At 48.4% G+C, this 23,069-nt stretch carries 17 protein-coding genes and 2 rRNA genes; 6 read left to right on the top strand and 13 right to left on the bottom strand.

The features are described from left to right. Nucleotides 1-16: 16 nt before the first annotated feature. The 3 genes from QZ327_RS02410 (at nucleotide 17) to QZ327_RS02400 (ending at nucleotide 4,186) form a co-directional block, all read left to right on the top strand. The gene (locus QZ327_RS02410; protein ID WP_294616800.1) at nucleotides 17-1,390 is read left to right on the top strand and encodes a PTS transporter subunit IIC; all 1,374 of its coding nucleotides are present in this window, start codon (nucleotides 17-19) and stop codon (nucleotides 1,388-1,390) included. Between the two features lie 249 nt (nucleotides 1,391-1,639). Beyond that, nucleotides 1,640-2,596, top strand: a complete 957-nt coding sequence (gene kduI / locus QZ327_RS02405; protein ID WP_294616798.1) for a 5-dehydro-4-deoxy-D-glucuronate isomerase — start codon at nucleotides 1,640-1,642, stop codon at nucleotides 2,594-2,596. 147 nt (nucleotides 2,597-2,743) lie between these two features. Beyond that, on the top strand, nucleotides 2,744-4,186 hold the full coding sequence (locus QZ327_RS02400) for an MFS transporter (RefSeq protein ID WP_294616797.1): 1,443 nt from the start codon (nucleotides 2,744-2,746) through the stop codon (nucleotides 4,184-4,186). Between the two features lie 186 nt (nucleotides 4,187-4,372). Here the strand turns inward: QZ327_RS02400 and QZ327_RS02395 are convergent, their stop codons facing one another. The 4 genes from QZ327_RS02395 to tatC form a co-directional block, all read right to left on the bottom strand. Further along, nucleotides 4,373-6,034 carry a hypothetical protein gene (locus QZ327_RS02395; protein WP_294616796.1) on the bottom strand — a complete coding sequence of 554 codons (1,662 nt, stop codon included), beginning with the start codon at nucleotides 6,032-6,034 and terminating at the stop codon, nucleotides 4,373-4,375. Between the two features lie 38 nt (nucleotides 6,035-6,072). Next, nucleotides 6,073-6,966, bottom strand: coding sequence for a hypothetical protein (locus tag QZ327_RS02390; protein WP_294616795.1), 894 nt, complete (start codon nucleotides 6,964-6,966; stop codon nucleotides 6,073-6,075). 1,129 nt (nucleotides 6,967-8,095) lie between these two features. After that, a complete protein-coding gene (locus QZ327_RS02385; protein ID WP_294616794.1) occupies nucleotides 8,096-11,890 on the bottom strand; it encodes a DEAD/DEAH box helicase in 3,795 nt (1,264 codons plus the stop codon). Continuing rightward, on the bottom strand, nucleotides 11,887-12,711 hold the full coding sequence (gene tatC, locus QZ327_RS02380; RefSeq protein WP_294616792.1) for a twin-arginine translocase subunit TatC: 825 nt from the start codon (nucleotides 12,709-12,711) through the stop codon (nucleotides 11,887-11,889). The genes QZ327_RS02385 and tatC overlap by 4 nt, the downstream gene beginning before the upstream one ends. Nucleotides 12,712-13,765: 1,054 nt before the next feature. Between tatC and QZ327_RS02375 the strand changes: the two genes are divergently transcribed. Continuing rightward, complete coding sequence (locus QZ327_RS02375; protein WP_009122820.1) at nucleotides 13,766-14,014, top strand: RNA-binding protein; 249 nt, start codon at nucleotides 13,766-13,768, stop codon at nucleotides 14,012-14,014. A gap of 230 nt (nucleotides 14,015-14,244) precedes the next feature. Here QZ327_RS02375 and lptB read toward each other — a convergent pair whose 3' ends face one another. Continuing rightward, nucleotides 14,245-15,003, bottom strand: a complete 759-nt coding sequence (lptB, locus tag QZ327_RS02370; RefSeq protein WP_294616790.1) for an LPS export ABC transporter ATP-binding protein — start codon at nucleotides 15,001-15,003, stop codon at nucleotides 14,245-14,247. 201 nt (nucleotides 15,004-15,204) lie between these two features. Here lptB and QZ327_RS02365 point away from each other — a divergent pair, with 201 nt between their 5' ends. Then, nucleotides 15,205-15,948 (top strand): ABC transporter permease, encoded by a 744-nt coding sequence (locus QZ327_RS02365; protein WP_294616789.1) that lies wholly within the window; start codon nucleotides 15,205-15,207, stop codon nucleotides 15,946-15,948. A gap of 35 nt (nucleotides 15,949-15,983) precedes the next feature. Further along, entirely contained in the window at nucleotides 15,984-16,754 is a 771-nt protein-coding gene (locus QZ327_RS02360; protein ID WP_294616787.1) for an ABC transporter ATP-binding protein, read from the top strand. A gap of 60 nt (nucleotides 16,755-16,814) precedes the next feature. On the opposite strand, the gene bla is transcribed toward QZ327_RS02360, so the two are convergent. From bla to QZ327_RS02320, 8 genes are all read right to left on the bottom strand, one after another. Next, nucleotides 16,815-17,768: a class A beta-lactamase, subclass A2 gene (gene bla / locus QZ327_RS02355; protein WP_294616785.1), complete on the bottom strand. Its 954-nt coding sequence runs from the start codon at nucleotides 17,766-17,768 to the stop codon at nucleotides 16,815-16,817. Between the two features lie 106 nt (nucleotides 17,769-17,874). Next, nucleotides 17,875-19,188: a ribosome biogenesis GTPase Der gene (gene der, locus QZ327_RS02350; protein WP_294616784.1), complete on the bottom strand. Its 1,314-nt coding sequence runs from the start codon at nucleotides 19,186-19,188 to the stop codon at nucleotides 17,875-17,877. Nucleotides 19,189-19,234: 46 nt separating this feature from the next. After that, entirely contained in the window at nucleotides 19,235-20,116 is an 882-nt protein-coding gene (gene era, locus QZ327_RS02345) for a GTPase Era (RefSeq protein ID WP_294616783.1), read from the bottom strand. A gap of 89 nt (nucleotides 20,117-20,205) precedes the next feature. After that, on the bottom strand, nucleotides 20,206-21,210 hold the full coding sequence (locus QZ327_RS02340; RefSeq protein ID WP_294616781.1) for a beta-ketoacyl-ACP synthase III: 1,005 nt from the start codon (nucleotides 21,208-21,210) through the stop codon (nucleotides 20,206-20,208). A 121-nt stretch (nucleotides 21,211-21,331) separates the two neighbouring features. Then, on the bottom strand, nucleotides 21,332-21,517 hold the full coding sequence (gene rpmF, locus QZ327_RS02335; RefSeq protein WP_004288267.1) for a 50S ribosomal protein L32: 186 nt from the start codon (nucleotides 21,515-21,517) through the stop codon (nucleotides 21,332-21,334). Between the two features lie 12 nt (nucleotides 21,518-21,529). After that, nucleotides 21,530-22,102 carry a DUF177 domain-containing protein gene (locus QZ327_RS02330; RefSeq protein ID WP_294616778.1) on the bottom strand — a complete coding sequence of 191 codons (573 nt, stop codon included), beginning with the start codon at nucleotides 22,100-22,102 and terminating at the stop codon, nucleotides 21,530-21,532. Between the two features lie 643 nt (nucleotides 22,103-22,745). Next, nucleotides 22,746-22,856: ribosomal RNA gene (gene rrf / locus QZ327_RS02325) — 5S ribosomal RNA — on the bottom strand. A gap of 74 nt (nucleotides 22,857-22,930) precedes the next feature. Next, a 23S ribosomal RNA gene (locus QZ327_RS02320) occupies nucleotides 22,931-23,069 on the bottom strand; the annotation flags it as partial.

Genomic DNA, 23,069 nt, shown 5'->3' with positions numbered 1-23,069 from the left:
ATTAAATCATAAAAGAATGGAACAAGTTTTCGGTTATATCATCGCTTTGGGAGCGTCTGTAATGATGCCTATCATTTTTACAATCATAGGCATGTGCATCGGCATGAAATTCGGCAAGGCCCTGAAATCGGGTCTCTTCGTCGGAGTCGGTTTTGTAGGTTTGGGTGTAGTCACCGCACTGCTGACAACAAACTTCGACACTCCCCTGAAAGCCATATCCGACCTGTATCACCTGCAACTTAACGTATTCGACATGGGATGGCCCGCAGCCGCAGCCGTGGCATACAACACCGCCGTGGGCGCGCTCATCATCCCCATCTGCCTGGGCGTCAACTTCCTGATGCTTATCACCAAAACCACACGTACCGTAAACATCGACTTGTGGAACTACTGGCACTTCGCCTTCATCGGCGCCGTGGCTTACTTCGTCACCGGCCAGAACCTGGCGTGGGGCTATTTCGCCGCCATCATCTGCTACGTCATCACGCTGGTATGCGCAGACCTCACGGCAGAGAAGTTCCAAAAGTTCTACGACCTGGACGGTATCTCCATACCGCAGCCTTTCTGCCAGAGCTTCACTCCGTTTGCCATCATCATCAACAAGGCATTGGACAAAATCCCCGGCTTCTCCAAACTGGAGATTGACGCCGAGGGCATGAAGAAGAAGTTCGGCGTGATAGGCGAACCGCTGGTGCTGGGTGTAATCGTGGGCATGCTCATAGGCTGGGCGGCACAGCTCGACATCAAGAAAGTGCTCTTCCTGGGCATCACGATGGGTGCCGTAATGGAACTTATCCCGCGCATCACCTCGCTCTTCATCGAAGGACTGAAACCTATCTCCGAAAAGACTTCGGAACTTGTAAAGTCGAAATTCAACGGCAAGAAAGTACACATCGGCATGAGCCCCGCATTGGTCATCGGCCATCCCGCCACGCTGGTGGCATCGGTCATCCTGATTCCCCTCAGCCTGGCGCTCGCCGTATCCCTGCCGGGCAACCAGTTCCTGCCGTTGGCTTCGCTTGCCGGCATGTTCTACCTGTTCCCCATGATATTGCCCTTCACCAAAGGCAATGTGCTCAAGACATTGATTATCGGACTTATCACCTTGATTATCGGACTTTACTTCGTGACCGATATGGCGCCCGACTTCACGCTCGCCGCCCAAGAGGTGTTCGAGAAGACCGGCGACAAGGCTGCACAAATCCCCGAAGGTTTCCAGGGCGGTGCCATCGACTTCGCCTCCCCTTTCTTCGGCTGGACCATATATAGAGGTATCAAGCTCTCGTATGTAGGTGCCGCGCTGTTGGTTGCCATTGCCGCCGGCATGATGTTCATCAACCGCCGCATCATCGTCCGCAGCGAAAAGGAAGCCAAGGAGAGCGCGAAATAACACGGTTCCTTCACGGCGCTTCCCGCCCCGAGGGATATATGGATGCAACGTGAGGGATCTATATATCCCACACGAGCGATATAATATATATCCCACGCGAGCGAACTATATGTCCCACACGAGCGGGGCTATAGATGCGACACGAGGGAGCTTGTATCCCGCGCAAAAGAAGCGTTCAACCAAGAATATATCAATAACAGACATTGATAACCAACCATTAGTACTTAATTTTAAAAGTTTATATCAGACATGAAAAAATTAGCAATTGCCCTGATGCTGGGTGCAGCCGCAGTAACGGCTTCCGCCCAAGTGAACTACAAAGTGCAGACCGCCTGCCATCCGCAGGACGTGAAACACTATGACACGGAACTTCTGCGCAGCAGATTTATGATGGACAAAGTGATGGCTCCGGACGAAATCAACATCACTTACACACTCTACGACCGGTTGATTTACGGCGGCGCAATGCCTGTAAACAAAGTGCTGAAGCTGGAGACTTTCCGCGAGCTGGGTCCTGAAATCACTTACTTCCTCGAACGCCGCGAGCTGGGTGTCATCAACACCGGTGGCGACGGAGTGGTTACCGTAGACGGCAAGGAGTATCCCATGAAGTATAAAGAAGCGCTCTACGTAGGCTGCGGCAACAAAGAAGTCACTTTCAAGAGCAACGATGCCGCCAACCCCGCCAAGTTCTACATCAACTCGGCTCCGGCTTACAAGCCCTACGTGACCCAACTGATTACCACCGATGCCAAACTGCAGAAGGCGAACCCCAAGAAGTATGCCCTGGGTATCTCCGACCACTATGGCAAGATGGAAGACAGCAACGACCGCATTGTAAACCAGCTGATTGTAAAAGACGTTCTGGAAAGAGTGAAGGACGGCGGCACGAACCAGCTGCAGATGGGCCTTACCGAACTTGCTCCGGGCTCCGTATGGAACACCATGCCTGCCCACACCCACACACGCCGCATGGAGGCTTACTACTACTTCAACCTGAAGCCGGGCAATGCCATCTGCCACTTGATGGGCGAGCCGCAGGAAGAGCGCCTCGTATGGCTGCACAACGAGCAGGCAATCACTTCTCCCGAATGGAGCATCCACGCTGCCGCAGGTACCAGCAACTACACCTTCATCTGGGGCATGGGTGGCGAGAACCTGAAGTATAGTGACAAGGACGAAATCAAATACACGGATATGAAATAACATCCGGAAAGACAGAAAACAGGCATGATTGTTCGCAATTGTGCCTGTTTTTGTCATTTTCTCCATGATTTCTACCAAATATTACACATACACATAACACGAGAAGGCGTATTTTTGTAACATTAAAACAATATTAATCTACATATCATGAGTACAATTCAGAACACACTGGGCAAGATGTCCAACTACCGTTGGACCATTTGCGCCATGTTATTCTTCGCGACAACAGTCAATTATCTCGACCGCCAGGTGCTGTCGCTTACCTGGGACGAATTTATCAAACCGGAATTTCACTGGGACGAATCACATTACGGTACAATCACGGCAGTCTTTTCATTCGTCTACGCCGCTTGCATGTTGTTTGCAGGCCGCTTCGTAGACTGGATGGGGTCTAAGAAAGGATATTTATGGGCAATCGGCGTATGGTCGCTGGGGGCCTGCCTTCACGCGCTCTGCGGCATTGTCACCGAACATTTCGTAGGCCTGCACAGCGCGGCGGAGCTGATGGGCGCCACGGGTGATGTGGTTGTCACCATCGCCACGGTCAGCATGTACTGCTTCCTTGCGGCACGATGCGTGCTTGCGCTGGGCGAAGCCGGAAACTTCCCCGCAGCCATCAAGGTTACCGCCGAATACTTCCCCAAGAAAGACCGCGCATACGCGACTTCCATCTTCAACGCGGGCGCCTCTATCGGAGCATTGGTGGCTCCCCTGTCCATCCCTCTGCTGGCAAAAGCCTGGGGTTGGGAAATGGCATTCATCGTAATCGGCGCGCTCGGTTTCATCTGGATGGGTTTCTGGGTATTCATGTACACGTCGCCCGCCAAGAGCAAACATGTGAACAAGGCGGAACTGGAATACATCGAACAGGACAACCTTGAAGAAAAAGGAGAGACGGCACCTCAAACGGAAGAAAAGAAAATGGGCTTCCTGCAATGTTTCGGCTACAAGCAGACGTGGGCGTTTGCCATCGGCAAGTTCATGACCGACGGCGTATGGTGGTTCTTCCTCTTCTGGACTCCCTCTTACCTGAACACGCAATTCGGCATCAAGACGTCCGAAGGGCTGGGCATCGCCTTGATTTTCACGCTCTACGCCATTACGATGCTTTCCATCTACGGCGGCAAGCTGCCCACCATCATCATCAACAAGACGGGACTGAACCCTTATGCGGCACGCATGCGCGCCATGCTGATTTTCGCCTTCTTCCCGCTGCTGGTATTGCTGGCACAACCGCTGGGCACACTCTCTCCGTGGTTCCCGGTCATCATGATCGGTATCGGCGGCGCGGCTCACCAGTCATGGTCGGCTAATATCTTCTCTACCGTTGGCGACATGTTCCCGAAAACCGCCATCGCCACGGTTACGGGCATCGGCGGCATGGCAGGCGGCATCAGCTCCATGTTGCTGCAATACGTTGCCGGCAAGCTGTTCGTTTATGCCGGAGAGACTGACATGGTGTTCATGGGCTTTGTAGGAAAACCTGCCGGATACTTCGTCATCTTCTGCGTGTGTGCCGTGGCATATCTGATAGGATGGTGCATCATGAAAGCGCTGGTTCCGAAATACAAACCCATCGTGCTGGACTGATAAGACAGAAGGTCTGACACGCACAGGCACAAGAAAGAGAGTGTGTCGAAACACATCAAATACATCAATCACCCCTGCCATAGATATCTGTGACAGGGGTGATTTGGTTAATAAGAGAGTTTCGACACACCCTCTTTCTTTTTTAGGGATATCCCATCTGGTCAAGACACTTTTTTGAACTATTTTTCAATTTTCCGGAATATGTTGGTTCTTGAAATCCGTAGTAGTCCAGGAAAAATGAGGACGTCCGGAATATAAAACATAACCATATTTTTGCAGAGGGGTGAATGTCTTTGACGAATACACTTTTGCCGAGTATTGCGAACACAACACTTTGAATGACACGGCTCTGGTCAAATCATATTTATTATCCGTATAGCTAAAATTTACAGCTACAGAACCTTTATCGTCATTTATCTTAAAGTTAGGCCATTCTTCGCAATAGACTCTATATGACAGTGGGTATGTTTCAATCCTTTGAACGTCATCTTCGTATAATAGCTGGCCCTGCGGTCCTGACCATATATCATATTCCACTCGTTTGTTTCCTTTAATGTATGGCTCTGCATTAATAATGGCTGTGTTTGAATAAACCGGGGTCACTGTTATACCATACGGTTGACTTATGATTGGATTCATTTTAAGGACAGCAGAAGTTTTTGCATGCATGTCATAAAAGAAAAATTTTCCCTTACTGATTTGACTTAGCTTTCCAATCGGGTCAACAATAAGTTCAGGAGCGGTTTCCAGATTCCAAATACCTAAATTCATCTCTTCCGTACCCAAAGTTAGTCCTGTAATGGGAGATATTATTCCTGAAACAGGAGTAGTCATTTCACCGCTGATTGTAGCTTCTCCATTGGTGGTAAACATTAAATCGCTTGTTGTTATATTAGTTTTAGTACCTATTCCCAGTAATGAACCGAATATCTTTTGTATTCCATTGGATATTAATCCAGAAACACCTTTTTCTGTAATGTCTTTAATAGCTTCTGAAATACCTTTGGTCGTTGCATTTGTTTTTGGCAATACTGCCGGTTTTATAGGTTTGTCTTCACCGATGTTATCCATTATCCACTGTGCACCTGCTTTGCCGAGAGCGGTTGCCACTCCTTTTACAGGATTGGCCGAAGACTGAGTGGAAGTGACAATAGTACCCGAGGATTTCCCTTGATATGCTCCTGTCAGTGTTACAGTTGTATTATTCATTGCAAATCCGGAAATGTTCAATTTTTGTTGATAACTATTTTCGTCATATGCAAGTTCAATCATAAAACAATTCCATCCTCTCTCAAATCCTAACGTTTGTACATTAGTGCTAAGATTGGCTATTGCCACCGTTTGAGGGCCAAACTCAGATGCAGGAACTGCGTAATACTCAGCGAAATTGAATAATTTTGTTGGCTGCGAGGTTCTTAAATTCCAGAATCCGCAATTGTTTTTTGCACCTTCTTCCTTATAATAGAACCCTTTCAGTACACCTGTATTAACATTATACATAAGTAAATAGTTACAAGTATTGTCCACATCTTTCACTTTCATATCATATCCTATAAAATCAACGGTACTGTCCAAGATTCTCCAACCATCACGACCGCTAATGTCATTTCTTATTTCATCAGGAATTACGGTCATGGCAGATTCATACCACGGTAAAAAGATTTTCTCTCCAGAAGGCAAATATCCTTCTATACAGTTTTCCCATCCGGTGGTTGCAGCTCGCGTAGATAGTTCGGGAGGAGTACTGCTGTTTTCTGACACAGTATCCATCATTTCTGCATTGTCTGCGCATCCGCTTAAAACAAAAAGCAGCGCAAATACTGTCTTCAATAAACATTTTGTATTCATATCATTAGAATTATAGGTGTAAACGTATACAAGTTTTTCTACTCTTGAAAGTTAGTATAGCCATATCCTTCTTTTTGCCGCTGGATAAACCCTGCCCCGATTTTCCATAATTCGGTTTCTTTCACCCAGTCCGGTATTGTTCCCGACAACATATTGTACTGAAGATTTGGAAAAACAATGCCATCCATTGTCCAGATTTCATCAGGAAGCGATGTTATGTTATTGTGGCCGCAATCTACCAAACAATAAGAGTTTAATATTTCGATAGGAAACCGTCCGGAGAATTGGTTGTCCGCCAGCGATAATATTCTTAGTTTGGGAATATCTTTAAACTCTTTAGGTATTTCTCCGCCGATTTTGGTATCTCCTATATATACCCTTTCCAATTTTTTCAACTTACCTATTTCTTTGGGCAGCTCTCCGGAAAGATGGTTGCCTACCAGGTGCAATACTCTCAAATTGGACAAATTGCCAATCTCCGGCGGAACGCTGCCTTCCACCAAATTTTTCCCGATGTATAAATCTTCCAGATATTCAAAAGAACCGATCCATGCAGGTATTGTCCCCCCGAGAGTTCCTCCTCCCAAGCCTAAATAGCGCAGTTCGGTCAACTCTTTGAATTCATCGGGTATTTCTCCATGAAAACTCCCATAATAGTTGAATCCGGTAATCCGGTATTCATTATTCGTCTCATCGAACGCTATTCCCACGCCTCCCCAGGTAATAACATCTCTTAAATCCCATTCGTATCCCCACGGACCGATTTTTTTGTAGATCTCTACCATGGCAATACTGTCTGCCTTATTGAGGCCTATATTGCTGTGATGCTCTTCGGGTTCAGGGAGCAGTGGAAATTCGGGTGCATCACTATTGCATCCCACATGAAGGAAGATGCAGACAATTAACATCGAATAAAACAATTGCTTTTTCATAAGATTAAATTTATTATGTTATTAATGGTGTTTTTTCAAATTTAATTTTTTTTTCAACAACTTCCTATTAAAACAAAGGAAATATTTGGTTTGAGCGTTTTTTTTAATTATCAAGGAATCTGCCGGACAGAAGCCTGCCCGAATTTCATTCAACTTCCTTCCAGGCTTCTGCCGGTCTGTTTTCCTCTTTCCATTTGTCACATAACCCGCCATGTTCCTTCTGAAAATAAGAAAACATGCGCAAAGACAAGGCAATCCGAATGCCATCGAAAATTGATCCAAATGGCTATGGCAAAACTTGTCTTCTATAAAAAGAGCACTCTAAAGAAACTGAAAAAGTTTAGAGAGGCTCTGAAGAAAGGCATAACGGATTATGTGAACAATCACTGCGTATCATAGTGGATAGCAAGATTAAGCAGGATGCAGTACTTTACCGGGTGTGATACATGACAATGTATAGAGACAACAAAAAAAGCCCTTTCTCACGAAAGGGCTTTTTTGTCCTCTTATCAAGGGATATTCCCAAAGAGGACAACCTTTAAGATTAAAAAAAGGGAAGTCTCACGACTTCCACAATTCTTCTAACCTTAAATCTAAATCTCTATGAAAAAAACGTGCTACAAATATAAGGCTTTATAACACACGTTGTTATTAATAAAGCATATAAAGAAGAAGAAAACCTTTAAGATTTATTAAATAGAGAAGGAACAACAGGCTAACGGCTCTTTCGTTTAGTGAAGGAGTTATCGGGAGTTTAAAAGAATTCGAGCCCCATAGTATCGCGATACATCAACAGAACTATCGATTGTCAACTCCAAGCCCGAAAGGCAATAACTTCTTCCAACTCCTACAAATGAAAAAACGCACCTTTTCAGGAAGGCACTGGAAGAGTTCCTTCTGCGTAATTTTTGAGGGTGAGTCATTTGCACCCACATCCGAAAGCAAATTTAAATATTGAATTCTCAGAGGAGAAAAATTGGCTCAAGCCGAAATTCCAGTGCATGATAATCTGTATGAATTAGGCTCAAACCGAAAAGCTCTTTCAAAAAGACTCTTTCAGCGCCCCTCTTTTTTGGGATCTTCCCTTTTCAGCACCTTCCTTTTCAGCAACTCCTTTTCCCGGCAACACTCAAACAGCACCGCACGATTCGCAACTTTCCAACAGCCGGGCATAGATGGGGTTCTGTCGCAGCAACTGCGGCACCCCGATGATAAACATCTGCTTGCGTGCCCTGGTCAGAGCCACATTCAGCTTGCGGTCTATCAGCACCCCGTCCTCTTCCGTCAGGTTGGCGAGGAACCTCAGCTGGGATGCCCTGTTCACGCAGAAGGAGTAGATGATGACATCGCGCTCGCTTCCCTGGAAACGCTCCACCGTATCCACCAGCACATCATTCAGAGCCGCGATGCCCAAAGCGGATATCTCCTTCCTTATCAAAGCTATCTGGCTGCGGTAGGGGGTGATTATCCCCAAAGTGGAAGCGGCATTGAACCCGCCGCCGGCAAGGGTGTACTGGCGGCAGACGGCAGCAGCCAGTCCAGCAACAATCTTCGCTTCCGAATGATTCATCTTCGCCGACTGCATAGGCGGCTCGGGAACCGATGGCAGAAAAGCGACACGGCGCGTCAGCACTACGGCAAATTCATTGGCAGCAAGTTCGGGAGCAAGCCGGAGAGCACCCATCTGATGCTCCAGCCCCACCGGTTGCAGCAACCCGCCGTAGAAAGCACGGTTCGGAAAGGCGGCAACCTCCACATTCATGCGCCCCTGGCGGCAAAGCATGTCGAAAGGAGCAAACACGGAAGAACGAAGAGCGGGCGCGGAGACCTGTGAACCTGATGCGGGACTCTGTGCACTTGATACAAAACTCTGTAAACCTGATGCAGAACCGTGTGAACCCGATGCAAAACCCTGTGAACCTGATGTAGAACTGTGTAAACCTGATGCAGGACCCTGCAAACCCGATGCAGGACCTTGCGAACCGCCCCCCCCGTACCGTTTTGCGGCATTACGGTACAGACGCTCAAAAAGAGAATCCTTCAAGTTGCGCAGCCCGATGGCGCGCAGTGCTTCATCCGCCACTTCCGACTGCTCCGCCGACTGGAGCACCACCGCCGGAAGCTGTTTATGGTCGCCTATCAGTATGAACTTGCCGATGGCGTCTCCGCCGGCAACGCCGCGCATGCACAGCAGTCCCAGCAATTGCGGTTCCAGTATCTGGGTAGCCTCGTCTATCAGCGCCACATCAAACGTCTTCAGGCGGAACAGCTCCGTCTTGGCGGAAAGCGTGGAGACCGTTCCCACAAAAATGCGGCAACGCGCCATGCGTTCGCGCACTTCAAGGCGCGTGGCGCAGGACTCCAGCACGTTCTCTATCAGATGCGGGCGGTAAACCTCGTCGCAGGACACATCGCTGCCGATGCGTATGAAGTCCACCGCCGGCGTAATGCCCGCCAGCATCTTGCATATCTCGTCCACCGCCCGGTTGGTGTACGACAGGAGCAGTATCTCCTTCCCTTCCCTGCAGAATGCCTCCACCATGCCGCGCAGCGCACGGGAGGTCTTGCCCGTGCCCGGCGGACCTATCAGGAGGAAATAGTCGCGCGCAGCCTGCGCCTTCAGCGTGATACGCGCAAAGTCGTCGGCAGCCGCCGCTATGGCACTGCCATAAGCGGGGTCGAACTCCGGTTCGCGCCTGCCGAGCAGCAGGTCCCGGCGCTCTTTCGTGGCAGACAAAAACGCCGACAGCCCCCAGTACATGCTGCGGAAAGAGGTGTCCATGCAGTCGTGCTCTATCGCATACCGGCTGTCCGGCGGCAGCACTCCGGCATTCTGCTGCGCCGCACGCAGCCTAAGGCGGATGTGGCGGTCGGAAATCTCCTCGACACTCCCCTTGAACACCATCCGGTTGGTCACGTTGTCCTCGGGCGTGTTCCGCTCGTACAGCACCACGGCGTCCCCCTGGCGGAAGTCGGGCAAGGCGTCGGCATCCGCCGCAGGCGTGCGCTCCAGCACCAGATAGGGCTTATGGATATCCGCCGCATGGTTCTGCCGTATCACCAGGTCGTACAGTATCTCCCCGTTCCCGCTCTTCTCCTCCAGCGTGGCAAGCCACAGGGCGGCAGCGCCGGCACGCCCTTCATACTCCACATCGCCCGACTTCGAAGTATAAAGCTCCTTGGTGATGAAATTGTACAGCGCATGGAAGTAGGCGTGCTCCAACGGCGAGAGCGCCCGTATCTTTTGCGCCACGGCATCGATGGACGGAAGCAGGTAGCGCTTCCACAGGATATTGTCGAGTTGGCGCTCGTTCAAGGTCTCGGGATTGATGTCGCGCAGGCGTTCCGCCGTATATTGCGGGCTGTTGCGCAGCTGGATGCCGTATTCGTTCGCCACGATACGGTTGCGCACATCCATCACCCGGCGCAGCATCGCCCACGAAGGGCGTGCCGGATAGAGCAGCGGATAGCGCGTGTAGAGCAGGTAGGACCTGACGCGGCGGTGGTCCTGCCCCATGGCATACTCCAGCACCGCCTGATACAGCAGCATCTGCACCTTGTTGTTCTCTTTAGGCTCCACCTTGCCGCGTATGGCATACTCGTCCGCCTTGCCCGACTTCATTTCGATGAAAGACGACATATCGCGCTGCATATAGTCCAACCGCCCTTGCAGCCCCAGCGCCTCGCAGATATAGGAGGGTTCCAGCACGGCATCCTTCTTGTCCAGTTCGTAGCCCGAAGCGCGGAACGTCTCCGCCACCGTCTGCCGGATATTGTCGAAATGGCGCCGGCAGTCGGCAAAGAACTCGCGCTCCTTCTCGCGGTCGCGCAGGTCGGCACAGGCAGCCAGTTCGATGGGATACGCGCGAAACGCCTTCCGCATGCACGCCATATAGTCCGGCTCGCCTTCCGCATGGATCCATTCGTCCAGAAAAAGGTTGGCTATGTTACCCAGCAGCAACGGGCGGGTATTGTCGGGCGTCTGCAACCGTGCCAGCATGTAGTTTGCCGGATGATGCCCGTACTCCCTGAAGCACTCCGCCAGCGAGCTGATGTCGAGCAGGTAGTCCGGCTCCAGGATAATGAAAGAGGGGGTAAGCACGCCTGCCCCGTCCACCGCCACGTCCAGCAGGTTCAGCCGCGCATGCCGCCACAGCAAGCCGCACGTCTGCGCAAACTCGTCATTGACCTGCGGCACGTTATAACGCACGCGCAACAGCTCGTCCGCCACGAAGTCTACCGGCATCACATACAGATAATCCGCATCGGCATGCCGGAAGCAGACGCGCATGCGCCGCACACGCTCCTTCGCCACCGGGGCGGCAACGTATGTGGCATCCGCCTGCGGCAGCAGGCGATACAGCCCGGCAGGGATGTCCTCGCCCGTCAGGCGCTTTACAAAGAAAGCCAATGTCTTGGCATCGCGCAGCAGTTTTTCGCGCGAGGGCGGCTCCCGGCGGTTCAGAATGGCGTTTGAAGTGAGCCGGAACGTATGCAGGCGGTTCTGTTCGGCAACGGCAAGCCCCAGCCTGGAAGAGACGTAATTGATGCGTGCGGCAAGGTCGGTCATCTGCAGGCTGCCGTCCGCCATCTGCGTACGGCACAAATGCTCGAGCAGCTCCCGCAACCGGCGGTAAGCGGCTGTGAAAGAGGGTTCGTCCGCACGGCAGGCTTCGTGCAGCAAACGGAAATATTCCTTTGCCCCGTCGCCCGCAGCCGGTCCGGCTCCGGTATTCACTTCCCGTCCGTCCCCGGTGTTCATTCCCTGTCCGGCTCCGGCGCTTATTTCCCGTTTGTCTTCAGCGTTCATCCTTCGTCCGTCTCCGGTGTGCACTTCCCGTCTGTCTTCAACATTCATTTCCTGCCCGCTTCCGGTGTTCATCCCCTGTCCGGCACTCATTTCCCGTCTGTCCTCAGCGTTCATTCCCCGTCCGTTTCCGGCGTCTCGTCCGTTTCGCCGCCCTCCTTGTCCTTAATCATCAGGATGCTCATCTCATACAGCAGATAGAGCGGCACCGCCACTACGGTCAGCGTGAACGGGTCGCCTGTGGGCGTGATGACGGCAGCCACAATCACGATGATTACCACCGCGTGGCGCCGATACTTGCGTAAGAACGTCTTGTGCACCAGTCCCAGCAGCGAGAGCAGCCACGTCACCAGCGGCAGCTCGAAGGCAAGCCCCATGCAAAGCACCAGCATCATAAAGTTGTCGATGTACGAGTTGAGGGATATCTGGTTCTCTATCGCCGCACTGAGCTGGTAGGTGGACAGGAAACGGAGTGTCAGCGGATAGACCATGAAATAGCCCAGCAGCACCCCGATGAAGAACATCACCGTGCCCACGCCCAGCGCCTTCTGCACGCCCTTGCGTTCGTGGGGATAGAGCGCGGGGCGGATGAACCGCCACACCTCGAAGAAGAAGTAGGGCGCAGCCGTCACCACCGACATCCAGAACGCCGTGGACAGATGAATGAAGAACGGCGCCGCCAGGTTGATATTGATAAGTTTTATCCGGAACTCCTGCGTGAAGAACTCATCGTGCAGGTCGAACCTGGCGCCGATATAGCGCAACAAGTCGTAGAATATGAAATCGTTATGGCAGGGTGCCAGCACCACACTGTCGAACAGGTAGGGCATGGCGATGAAGTAGCCCACAGCCAATACGAACCATACGCCGATGATGCGGAACAGCACCCGGCGCAGCTCGTCCAAATGATCCCAGAAGGTCAATTCTTTGTCTGCCATAATCATTTACAAGTAGGTAAGAATTAAAGAGAAAGAGAGAGCAAAGAGGGGCTGAAGCGTCTCTTCGTCCCCCGCTCCGTTTAGAGCCTGTTTAAATTCTGTCCGGCATTAGCTTCGCTCAAAACATTTTTTACCTTTTTGATATAGGTATAGTTTTTTTTGAGCGTTCTTTTCGAGGATGTTTTTCTGTTTTTATGAGGAGCATAGCGGGCTATGTGACGAATAAAAAGAGGAAAACAGACCGGAAAGAAAATCAAAAGAAGCCGAAGAAGACTTTTTGAAGAAAATTAAAACAGGCCCTTAATCTTTCTTTAAAAAGAACGCCCGAAAGAGTATACCGATACGGCATGTTGCACTGCAAGGAACCGGAGGAGTTATCAGCCGCCGGCCGGTTTAAGTGCTAAAGCCGATGCCCTGTAACGAGGTCGTACACAAGGGCATCGGCTCTAACTCCTTCAACTCCTAATGGAGCCACGTTTTTTCATTTGCAGAAGCCGAAGAGAACCGGAAGGAGTTATCGCCCTCCGGGCTCGGAGCTAAAAGCCGAAGTCCGGTTGGTGCACGGCGATACTATCGGCATACGGCTCCCTTTAACTCCCGGTATCCCCTCTGCCCCCTGCAAATGAAAGAGTTGCGGGAAGAAATCACGACTTTTGCATTCAGGGGAGTTGGAGGAGTCATCCCTTCGCATCGCTTCGTCAGGAGTCAAAAGAGTTAGAGCCGATACGCTTGTGCATGACATTATTATAGAAGTATCGGGGTTAACTACCAAGCCGGCTTGCCGGCCGATAACCCCTTTTAGCTCCTCTAACTCCTGCAAATGAAAAAGCCGTGGGGAAGAAATGAAAATAATCGGGAAAAAGTATTGTATATCCGAAATTAATGTGTTCCTTTGCCGCAGAATGATGGCATATTAGTTTTTCGATTTCCATTACATGGTTTTTACTTCCGTTGAAAAACGTTTTTGTAAACTCTCTGTCGTTGTAATCCTTTTATTATTCGGCTGTCTTTCTGAGAGAGTTTTATTCATTTTTATTTATTTACATTTTTCGTTATGAACATTTATGTTGGAAACCTTAACTACCGTGTTAAGGAAGATGACCTGCAAAAGGTTATGGAGGATTACGGCACTGTATCTTCCGTTAAATTTATCATGGACCGCGCAACCGGACGTTTCAGAGGCATTGCATTCGTAGAGATGGAAGACAGCGCAGCTGCCGCCAAAGCTATTGCCGAACTGGACGGCGCCGAATTCTTCGGCCGTCAGATGGTGGTAAAAGAAGCAAGACCTCCGAAGTACTAATCATATAGATTGAAGGAGAAAAAGCAAAAGAGGGTGCCAAAACCCTCTTTTCAACAAAAGAGGTGTGTCGAAGCACCTTAAATACACCAATCACCCCTGCCATAGATATCTGTGACAGGGGTGATTTGGTTAATAAGAGAGTTTCGACACACTCTCGATTTCCATATCCGGTGTGCTTTGCCACACCTCTTTTGCCTTTACCGGGAAACGATATCCTTTTCAAGAACCGCCTACACCATAAAGTCCTTGCGGCGAAGCACAAAGCTGTTACTCAGGTATTTTTCGCGCACAATCTTGTTCTCGGCAAGCTCTTCCGGGGTACCTTGAAACAGGATTTTCCCCTCGAACAGCAGATAGGCGCGGTCGGTGATGCTCAGCGTTTCCTGCACATTGTGGTCGGTAATCAGGATACCGATGTTCTTGTCTTTCAGTTTCCAGACAATCTGCTGGATATCTTCCACCGCAATAGGGTCTACACCGGCAAACGGCTCGTCCAGCATGATGAACTTCGGGTCGATGGCCAGGCAGCGGGCAATCTCCGTACGGCGGCGTTCACCGCCGGACAGCTGGTTACCCTTGTTCTTGCGCACCTTTTGCAGGCGGAATTCGGCAATCAGGCTCTCCAACTTGTCTTTCTGATAATCCAACGGCTTGTCGGTCATTTCCAGCACAGCGGCAATATTGTCCTCTACACTCATCTGACGGAACACGGACGCCTCCTGCGCCAAATAGCCGATGCCCGTCTGCGCACGCTTGTATACCGGATATTTCGTAATGTCCAAATCGTCCAGGAAGATACGCCCTTCGTTGGGGGTTATCAGCCCTACGGTCATATAGAACGAAGTGGTCTTGCCGGCACCGTTCGGCCCCAGCAATCCTACGATTTCCCCTTGCTTTACATTGATAGAGACATGGTTCACTACGGTACGCTTGCCGTATTTCTTCACCAAGTCTTCTGTCCGGAGCACCATTTTGCTTTCTTCTTCCATAACGCTATATCACCACAGATTATACATACACTGAATTAATGCCGGTCTTTGCACAACCGCCGTTTCTCCCGCAAACAACACCGTCCGCGCCCTGTTTTATAAAAATAGTGGACCATTTGGCGTAATCCGTGGTGAAACTGCCGCAAATGTAGCAAAAATAAGCTGAAATAGTGTACATTTGCAGACAAATACTTACGAGTCATGATTAAAGCACTTAGAACAGTAGGAAGATATATCATGCTGATGGGACGTGTCTTTGCGCGTCCGGAGCGCATGCGCATGTTCTTCCGCCAGTACATCAATGAAATAGAGCAGCTTGGCGTAAACTCCATCGGCATCGTACTGCTGATATCGTTTTTCATCGGAGCCGTCATCACCATACAGATCAAGCTGAACATCGAAAGCCCTTTCATGCCGCGCTGGACGGTGGGGTACGTCACCCGCGAAATCATGCTGCTGGAGTTCTCGTCTTCCATCATGTGCCTGATACTGGCAGGCAAAGTGGGTTCGAACATAGCTTCCGAACTGGGGACGATGCGGGTGACCCAACAGATAGACGCTCTTGAGATTATGGGCGTGAATTCCGCCAACTACCTGATATTGCCAAAGATAACGGCAATGGTATCGACCATTCCCTTAATGGTGACGTTCAGTATATTCGCCGGAGTTATCGGTGCGTTTTGCACATGCTGGTTTGGCGGCATCATGTCCGCTGTCGATTTGGAGTATGGCTTGCAATATATGTTCGTAGAGTGGTTCATCTGGTGCGGCATCATCAAGTCGCTGTTCTTCGCCTTTATCATTGCCAGCGTATCGGCATTCTTCGGCTATACGGTCGAAGGCGGCTCTATCGAGGTGGGTAAGGCGTCTACGGATTCGGTGGTGTGCAGCAGTGTGCTGATTCTGTTTGCCGACCTCGTACTGACGAAACTGTTAATGAGCTAATAACCTGGTTTCAAATCAAAAAAAAACAAGAAATAATGATTGAGTTGAAAGGACTTTGCAAGTCATTTGAAGAGAAAGAGGTACTGACGGATATCAATGCCACCTTCGAAAACGGAAAGACCAATCTTATCATCGGTCAAAGCGGTTCGGGAAAAACCGTGCTGATGAAATGTATCGTGGGATTGCTGACGCCCGAAAAGGGGGAATTGCTATACGATAACCGCAATTTCCTCGTCATGGGAAAGAATGAGAAGAAAGCCTTGCGCCGCGAAATGGGGATGATATTCCAAAGCGCCGCCTTGTTCGACTCGATGACGGTGCTGGACAACGTGATGTTTCCCCTCAACATGTTCAGTTCGGACACGTTGCGCGACCGTACACGCCGTGCCATGTTCTGCCTGGAACGCGTAAACCTGATTGAAGCGAAGGACAAATTTCCCGGCGAAATCAGCGGCGGCATGCAGAAACGCGTAGCCATCGCACGTGCCATCGCCCTGAACCCGCAGTATCTGTTCTGCGACGAACCGAATTCCGGTTTGGACCCCAAGACCTCTCTCGTCATTGACGAACTGATACAGGACATCACCCGCGAGTACAACATGACTACACTCATCAATACCCACGACATGAACTCCGTGATGGGCATCGGCGAGAAAATCATCTACATCTACAAGGGGCACAAAGAGTGGGAAGGCAGCAAAGACGACATCTTCACCTCTACCAATGAACGCTTGAACAACTTCATCTTCGCTTCGGACCTCTTCCGTAAGGTAAAAGAGGTGCAAATACAGAATATCGAGGGTTAAGATGACGATAACTTCTTCCAACCAAGGATATCTCCCGTAAATGAAAAAACCGTGTGAAAATTAAGGATGTGACAATATTGAGTATACAATAGCGGATATGCGTGCTATGGCTTTTGCGGCTTGTGTTTCATTGCCCTTGAAATCCTTGACAAATACTGCCAAAGTGTAGCATACATTATTCGGCAGACGGATATAGGCTACGTCATTGTGGGCAACGAGCACTCCGTTTTCATCGGTATAGCCGGAACCCGTCTTATGGGCAATTGTAATTCCTTCTCTTTCAAGCAAAGGAGCTACTATCCTGTCATTGCCGGTTACACATTCTTTCAACGTGTTCATAATGAAACATTGTTTCTCACAACTAAGCAGGCTGTCGGTAAACAAACGTTCCATCAGCATTGCCGCACCGAGAGGTGACGTGCAATTGGCATAGGCTTTATCATGATCGGCCGACATTTCCTCTTCAGTATAAGCTATCCGGAAACTTAAGCGAGGGATGAGAGTAGCTATGAAACTATCAGTTTTGGCAACGTCAACTAAGTTCTTGAACATGAGATTACTTGCATTGTTGTCGCTTAAGATGAGAGTATAACGTAATAAATCTCTAACTGTCAATGAAATCACTGATTCTAAGTGTTCTTTCATCATAGGACTCCAGGTTTTAGGGTCAAGTTCATCCCTGTGTATAGTTATCAATGAGTCAAGGGAAAGTCCTTTGCTATCAAAATCGTTACACACGGCTAATGCCTGATGGACTTTAAACACACTCATCATGGGATAAATACTCTTATTGTTGACGGTAACCGTATCTGTACCATTGATGATTACTGCCACCCCGATTTCTCCCGGATAATCCGACACGATTTTAGAAATAGTGTCAGTAAGAATACCGGTATATAGTGCTGCATTGTCATGACTTTTTGCTGATTTATATAACGACAACATGAAAACAGCGGCACAACAAAACAAAGAGAGGATTAAAGCGAATATACGCGTTTTGCTTATTTTTGTCATAATATAATATAAAGATTAACGATTATGGCTATAAATGATTAGTCCTAAATAAACGTTACCGAAACCGCTTATTTAGGACTAACCAACCCAACAGATACCGAAAAGTTTATTTCTGCCGTATATATATATTTATCGGTGTCCCTGTCAGGTTCCATTTCTCACGCATTTTATTCTCAAGAAAACGCCTGTATGGCTCTTTCACATATTGAGGCAGATTAGCAAAATAAACGAAAGAAGGAATCTGCGTATTCGGCAACTGTGTGATGTATTTTATCTTGATATACTTGCCTTTGATGGCAGGGGGCGGATAGGCCTCGATAAGCGGCAGCATCTCTTCATTCAGACGGGCAGTCGGTATGCGTATCATACGATTCTCATACACAGTGCGCGCTTCCTCCAATACTTTCAAGATACGTTGCTTTGTCAATGCCGAGGCAAAGATTATCGGAAAGTCCACAAAAGGAGCAAAACGGCTGCGAATGGCATTCTCAAAAGTCTTCATCACTTTCACCGTCTTGTCTTCCACCAAATCCCACTTATTTACAACAACCACCAACCCTTTGGAGTTCTTTTGGATAAGGGAGAAAATATTCAAGTCCTGGCTTTCAATGCCGCGGGTAGCATCCAACATCAGGATACATACATCCGAATTTTCAATGGAACGGATAGAGCGGATAACCGAATAATATTCCAAATCCTCACTCACCTTGTTCTTCTTGCGGATACCTGCCGTATCTACCAGGTAGAAATCAAAGCCGAACTTATTGTAACGGGTATAAATGGAATCACGTGTCGTGCCGGCTATTTCCGTCACGATATTACGATCCTCTCCGATAAAAGCATTAACGATAGACGACTTTCCGGCATTCGGACGCCCCACTACTGCAAAACGGGGGATATCCTCGTCCAGTATTTCGTCCGACTCTTTCTTGAAGTTCTCAACGATGAGATCCATCAAGTCTCCCGTGCCGCTGCCGGTGATTGCGGAAATGCAATACGGATCTCCCAAGCCTAAACTATAAAATTCAGGAGCATTATATTGCAACTCATTATTATCAGTCTTGTTTGCAACCAGCAAAACAGGCTTTTTGGCACGGCGCAGAATAGAAGCCACCTGCAAATCCAAGTCCGTTACTCCATTCATCACATCCACCACAAACAGGATTACATCCGCTTCATCCACTGCCATTAATACCTGCTTGCGTATCTCCTCTTCAAAAATATCATCGGAGTTTACCACCCAGCCACCGGTATCCACAACAGAAAATTCACGACCCAGCCATTCCGATTTACCATATTGGCGATCGCGCGTTGTCCCTGCTTCTTCGTTTACAATCGCCTGTCTTGTCTTGGTCAGGCGATTAAATAGTGTAGACTTTCCCACATTGGGACGTCCTACGATTGCAACTAAATTTCCCATAGGTTACACTCTTTGTTTTTGTGCGACTGTCACAGTCGTATGAATATTAGTCCAGCTGATAACCGAAGTTACGCAGTTCTTTATCCGAACTACGCCAGTCTTTATCAACTTTCACAAACGTCTCCAGGAAGATTGTCTTCCCGAAAAATCTCTCCAAATCCCGGCGAGCTTCGGTAGCCACTTTTTTCAAAGCTTTCCCCTGCTTGCCGATGATAATACCTTTCTGCGAATCGCGTTCAACGTATATCACAGCATTGATACGTATCTTCTTTTCCTCTTCTTTAAATTGCTCTACGACAACTTCTACCGAATAAGGTATCTCTTTATCGTAGTACAACAATATCTTTTCGCGAATAATCTCGTTTACAAAAAAACGTGCAGGCTTGTCCGTCCACTGGTCTTTATCGAAATAGGGTGGAGAATCGGGCAGCAGTTCTTTTATCCGCTTCATCACATAATCCACATTAAACTTAGTGGCGGCTGAAATAGGAATAATCTCCGCATTGGGCAACAGTTCTTTCCAGGCTTCCACCAATTCCACCAACTTCTCCTGATTGCTTAAATCAATCTTGTTGACAAGCAACAACACCGGCACTTCCATGCGGCCTACCTTCTCCACAAAATCATTATGCTTGTCAGGTGTCTCGACCACATCCGTCACATACAGCAATACATCCGCATCCGTCAATGCCGAAGTGGAGAAATTCAGCATGGACTCCTGCAGCTTATATGTAGGCTTCAACACACCCGGCGTATCCGAAAATACAATCTGCATATCATCCGTATTATATATTCCCATAATCCGGTGACGAGTGGTCTGCGCTTTGAAAGTAGCTATTGAAATACGCTCACCTACCAACGCGTTCATTAATGTAGACTTACCCACATTCGGATTTCCCACAATGTTGACAAAACCTGCTTTATGCATAATCTTCACTTATTTGGATTGAGACAAAAAAACGCATCGAATCGAGATAGGATGCGTCTTTTTATCATATTTTGTTCGTAACGGTTATATTACTGCTTCTTTCCGTCATAACCCCATTTCACGTAAACGGCTCCCCAAGTAAATCCTGCGCCGAATGCCGTAAAGATAATGTTATCACCTTTCTTCAGTTTCTCTTCAAAGTCCCAAATACAGAGCGGAAGCGTACCGGCGCTTGTGTTACCATAGCGCTCGATATTTATCAGCACTTTTTCATGAGGAACTTCCAAACGGTGTGCCACGGCATCAATAATACGCAGATTAGCTTGATGAGGAACCACCCAGTCGATAGTATCTTTTGTCAGATTGTTCTTTTCTGCGATTGCGGCGCTTATATCCGACATATTGGATACCGCATATTTAAATACCGTACGACCTTCCTGATAAAGGTAGTGCATGTGATTGTCTATCGTGAAATATGAAGGAGGACAAACCGAACCACCAGCTTTCAGGTGCAAGAAAGGCAATCCCTTTCCATCTGTTCTCAGAATAGCATCCATAACGCCCACTTCTTCTGTTGTCGGCTCCAGCATAAACGCCGCCGCACCGTCACCGAAAATCGGGCAAGTAGCGCGGTCGGTATAGTTCACAATCGACGACATCTTGTCTGCACCTACAATAATAACTTTCTTGTACCTACCCGAACGAATAAAGTTCGCAGCCGTCTCCAACATATAGAGAAAACCGCAACAAGCAGCCGACATATCGTATGCGAAAGCATTCCTCAGCCCGAGCTTGTCACACAAGATAGATGCAATAGAAGGGAATTGATAGTCCGGAGTAGAAGTTGCGACAATCACCAAGTCAATGTCATCCGGATTGGAACCTGTACGTTGCATCAACTGCTTCGCAGCCTTGCGTGCCATGTACGATGTACCCAATCCCTCTTCATTCAGGATATGTCTTTCCTTAACTCCGATACGGGTCATAATCCATTCATCGTTGGTATCCACCATCTTCGATATCTCGTCATTCGTCAAGATATAATCAGGCACATAACCACCGACTCCTGTAATTACTGCATTTATTTTTTCCATTAATCTTGTTTACTTATAAAGATACTTAAACAACGGCAGTCTAAAAAGGTTTGTCCATTAAAATGCCACAAATCTTTTCAGACGCCCGATATTCAAGTATAAGTTTAGTCAAACTGCCCAATTAAACAGCAGCTTCTTTCTCTACTGCCAGCTTGCCACGATAGTAGCCACATGCTCCACATACAGTGTGATATACATGCCATTCACCGCAATTCGGGCAAATAGCCAATGTAGGAGCTACTGCTTTATCATGAGTTCTTCTCTTTGCAGTTCTTGTTTTTGACTGTCTTCTTTTAGGATGTGCCATTTTCTTTAATCTTTAATTGTTATCTAATATTTTCTTTAATTCGTCCCAACGCGGATCTACCGGCGTTTCTTCTTCATTCAGCAACTCCGTCTCCTCCGAAACAAACGTCTCTTCCGCATCATCATCCGAGGTAGTACGTATATGCTTACTTAACTTGCTGGTCATTGCCTTATTGCACTTACCCGGACCATGCACATGCTTCATAGGTATTGCCAAAGCAACAAACTCGTACATGAACCACGCCACATTAATCTCACCTTCCTCTTCAGGAATTACTATGAGGTTATCACCTTCCTCGGCATATTCATGACCGAACTTAACCAGCAACTTGTCCGTTGAGCTGACAAGTTGTTCCATATCATCCAAACAACGGTCACATGGCACCCATACCATACCATCGGTTTGGAAATTCAATTCGAAAGCACGAGATGTTTTCTTTACAACTAATTCCACACTGACTTTACCCTTCTGTACTTCCGGTCCGTCAATATTGGCAAAGAAAAGATTATCCAACACAAACTCATATTTACACGAGTCTGCTTGCATACCTTTCAGGTCTATTTTGTATTTATCAAACTTTCCCAAAGCTTCTTTTGTTTATTCGGGCGACAAAGATACAAATAATTATCCTGATTCAGTAGCATTTAAGAAAAAATATTCTATAACACTCCTTTTTTCCAGCCTATTTTCAGTCTGTCCCAGTCCGTCCTATGTACATTCCCAATCCATTCTCAACAAACTAATCCCATCAGAAATTAAACTGGGCACCGAGTTCGAGGTTATTCCCGATAGAAAAACCGGTTTGTTTCGCCTAATACGGCTTCTTCCCAGCTTCTGCATATTGCACAAACGTGGTGCGTGCCAGTAACTGCAAGTCTTTGTAAGGTCTATACTCCCAGGCACAAACCTACGCCCCAACCGTTCGTATGCGTATGAAGAGTGTGTTTCTTTGCGTTTTCATAAGCAAAGACAGCATCGGCAAAAAAGTGTAACCCTATTCGTATGGGTAAAAGTGGCACGTTCATCGCCTTGTCATGCTCCCGCCAGGCGCCCCCGGACGGGGCGGGGAAAAAGCCTAATAAAAAATAGAAATGGCGGAAGAAAGATCTATTCGTATGTGGATGCGCCCCGCAACACCCCCTCCATGAAAACCTCATGAAAACCTCATGAAAATTAGACAAAACGGAAAGCCCCCGCACCTTTTACGGTGCGGGGGCTTCTTCCTGGAAAACGGCGGCTACCTACTCTCCCACTGTTACGCAGTACCATCGGCGTGGACGGGCTTAACTTCTCTGTTCGGAATGGGAAGAGGTGGAACCCCGGCGCTATAGCCACCTGAATAAGGTTGGACATGACGCGAAAAAAGCAAAGCAGTTTTTCATGCTGAACGTATATACCACCCATACAGGGCAAGGCGAAAAGTGGACGGGCAATTAGTAATGCTCGGCTATGACATCGCTGCCTTTACACCTGCATCCTATCAACGTCATCGTCTATGACGACCCTGAGAAATCTAATCTTGTGGCCGGCTTCGTACTTAGATGCTTTCAGC

It is taken from the genome of uncultured Bacteroides sp. (genome assembly GCF_910578895.1).
Taxonomy (GTDB): Bacteria; Bacteroidota; Bacteroidia; order Bacteroidales; family Bacteroidaceae; genus Bacteroides.
The sequence above is the reverse complement of the archived record's forward strand: the minus strand, read 5'-3'. Positions and strand labels throughout refer to the sequence as shown.

What these genes read in the sequence shown, in the direction of transcription:
- QZ327_RS02395 (WP_294616796.1), bottom strand. Translation starts at nt 6,034, where the DNA reads ATGAATACAAAATGTTTATTGAAGACAGTATTTGCGCTGCTTTTTGTT.
- QZ327_RS02400 (WP_294616797.1), top strand. Translation starts at nt 2,744, where the DNA reads ATGAGTACAATTCAGAACACACTGGGCAAGATGTCCAACTACCGTTGG.
- QZ327_RS02340 (WP_294616781.1), bottom strand. Translation starts at nt 21,210, where the DNA reads ATGGAAAAAATAAATGCAGTAATTACAGGAGTCGGTGGTTATGTGCCT.
- QZ327_RS02360 (WP_294616787.1), top strand. Translation starts at nt 15,984, where the DNA reads ATGATTGAGTTGAAAGGACTTTGCAAGTCATTTGAAGAGAAAGAGGTA.
- QZ327_RS02390 (WP_294616795.1), bottom strand. Translation starts at nt 6,966, where the DNA reads ATGAAAAAGCAATTGTTTTATTCGATGTTAATTGTCTGCATCTTCCTT.
- era (WP_294616783.1), bottom strand. Translation starts at nt 20,116, where the DNA reads ATGCATAAAGCAGGTTTTGTCAACATTGTGGGAAATCCGAATGTGGGT.
- QZ327_RS02385 (WP_294616794.1), bottom strand. Translation starts at nt 11,890, where the DNA reads ATGAACGCTGAGGACAGACGGGAAATGAGTGCCGGACAGGGGATGAAC.
- QZ327_RS02375 (WP_009122820.1), top strand. Translation starts at nt 13,766, where the DNA reads ATGAACATTTATGTTGGAAACCTTAACTACCGTGTTAAGGAAGATGAC.
- tatC (WP_294616792.1), bottom strand. Translation starts at nt 12,711, where the DNA reads ATGGCAGACAAAGAATTGACCTTCTGGGATCATTTGGACGAGCTGCGC.
- bla (WP_294616785.1), bottom strand. Translation starts at nt 17,768, where the DNA reads ATGACAAAAATAAGCAAAACGCGTATATTCGCTTTAATCCTCTCTTTG.
- QZ327_RS02410 (WP_294616800.1), top strand. Translation starts at nt 17, where the DNA reads ATGGAACAAGTTTTCGGTTATATCATCGCTTTGGGAGCGTCTGTAATG.
- kduI (WP_294616798.1), top strand. Translation starts at nt 1,640, where the DNA reads ATGAAAAAATTAGCAATTGCCCTGATGCTGGGTGCAGCCGCAGTAACG.
- QZ327_RS02365 (WP_294616789.1), top strand. Translation starts at nt 15,205, where the DNA reads ATGATTAAAGCACTTAGAACAGTAGGAAGATATATCATGCTGATGGGA.
- rpmF (WP_004288267.1), bottom strand. Translation starts at nt 21,517, where the DNA reads ATGGCACATCCTAAAAGAAGACAGTCAAAAACAAGAACTGCAAAGAGA.
- der (WP_294616784.1), bottom strand. Translation starts at nt 19,188, where the DNA reads ATGGGAAATTTAGTTGCAATCGTAGGACGTCCCAATGTGGGAAAGTCT.
- lptB (WP_294616790.1), bottom strand. Translation starts at nt 15,003, where the DNA reads ATGGAAGAAGAAAGCAAAATGGTGCTCCGGACAGAAGACTTGGTGAAG.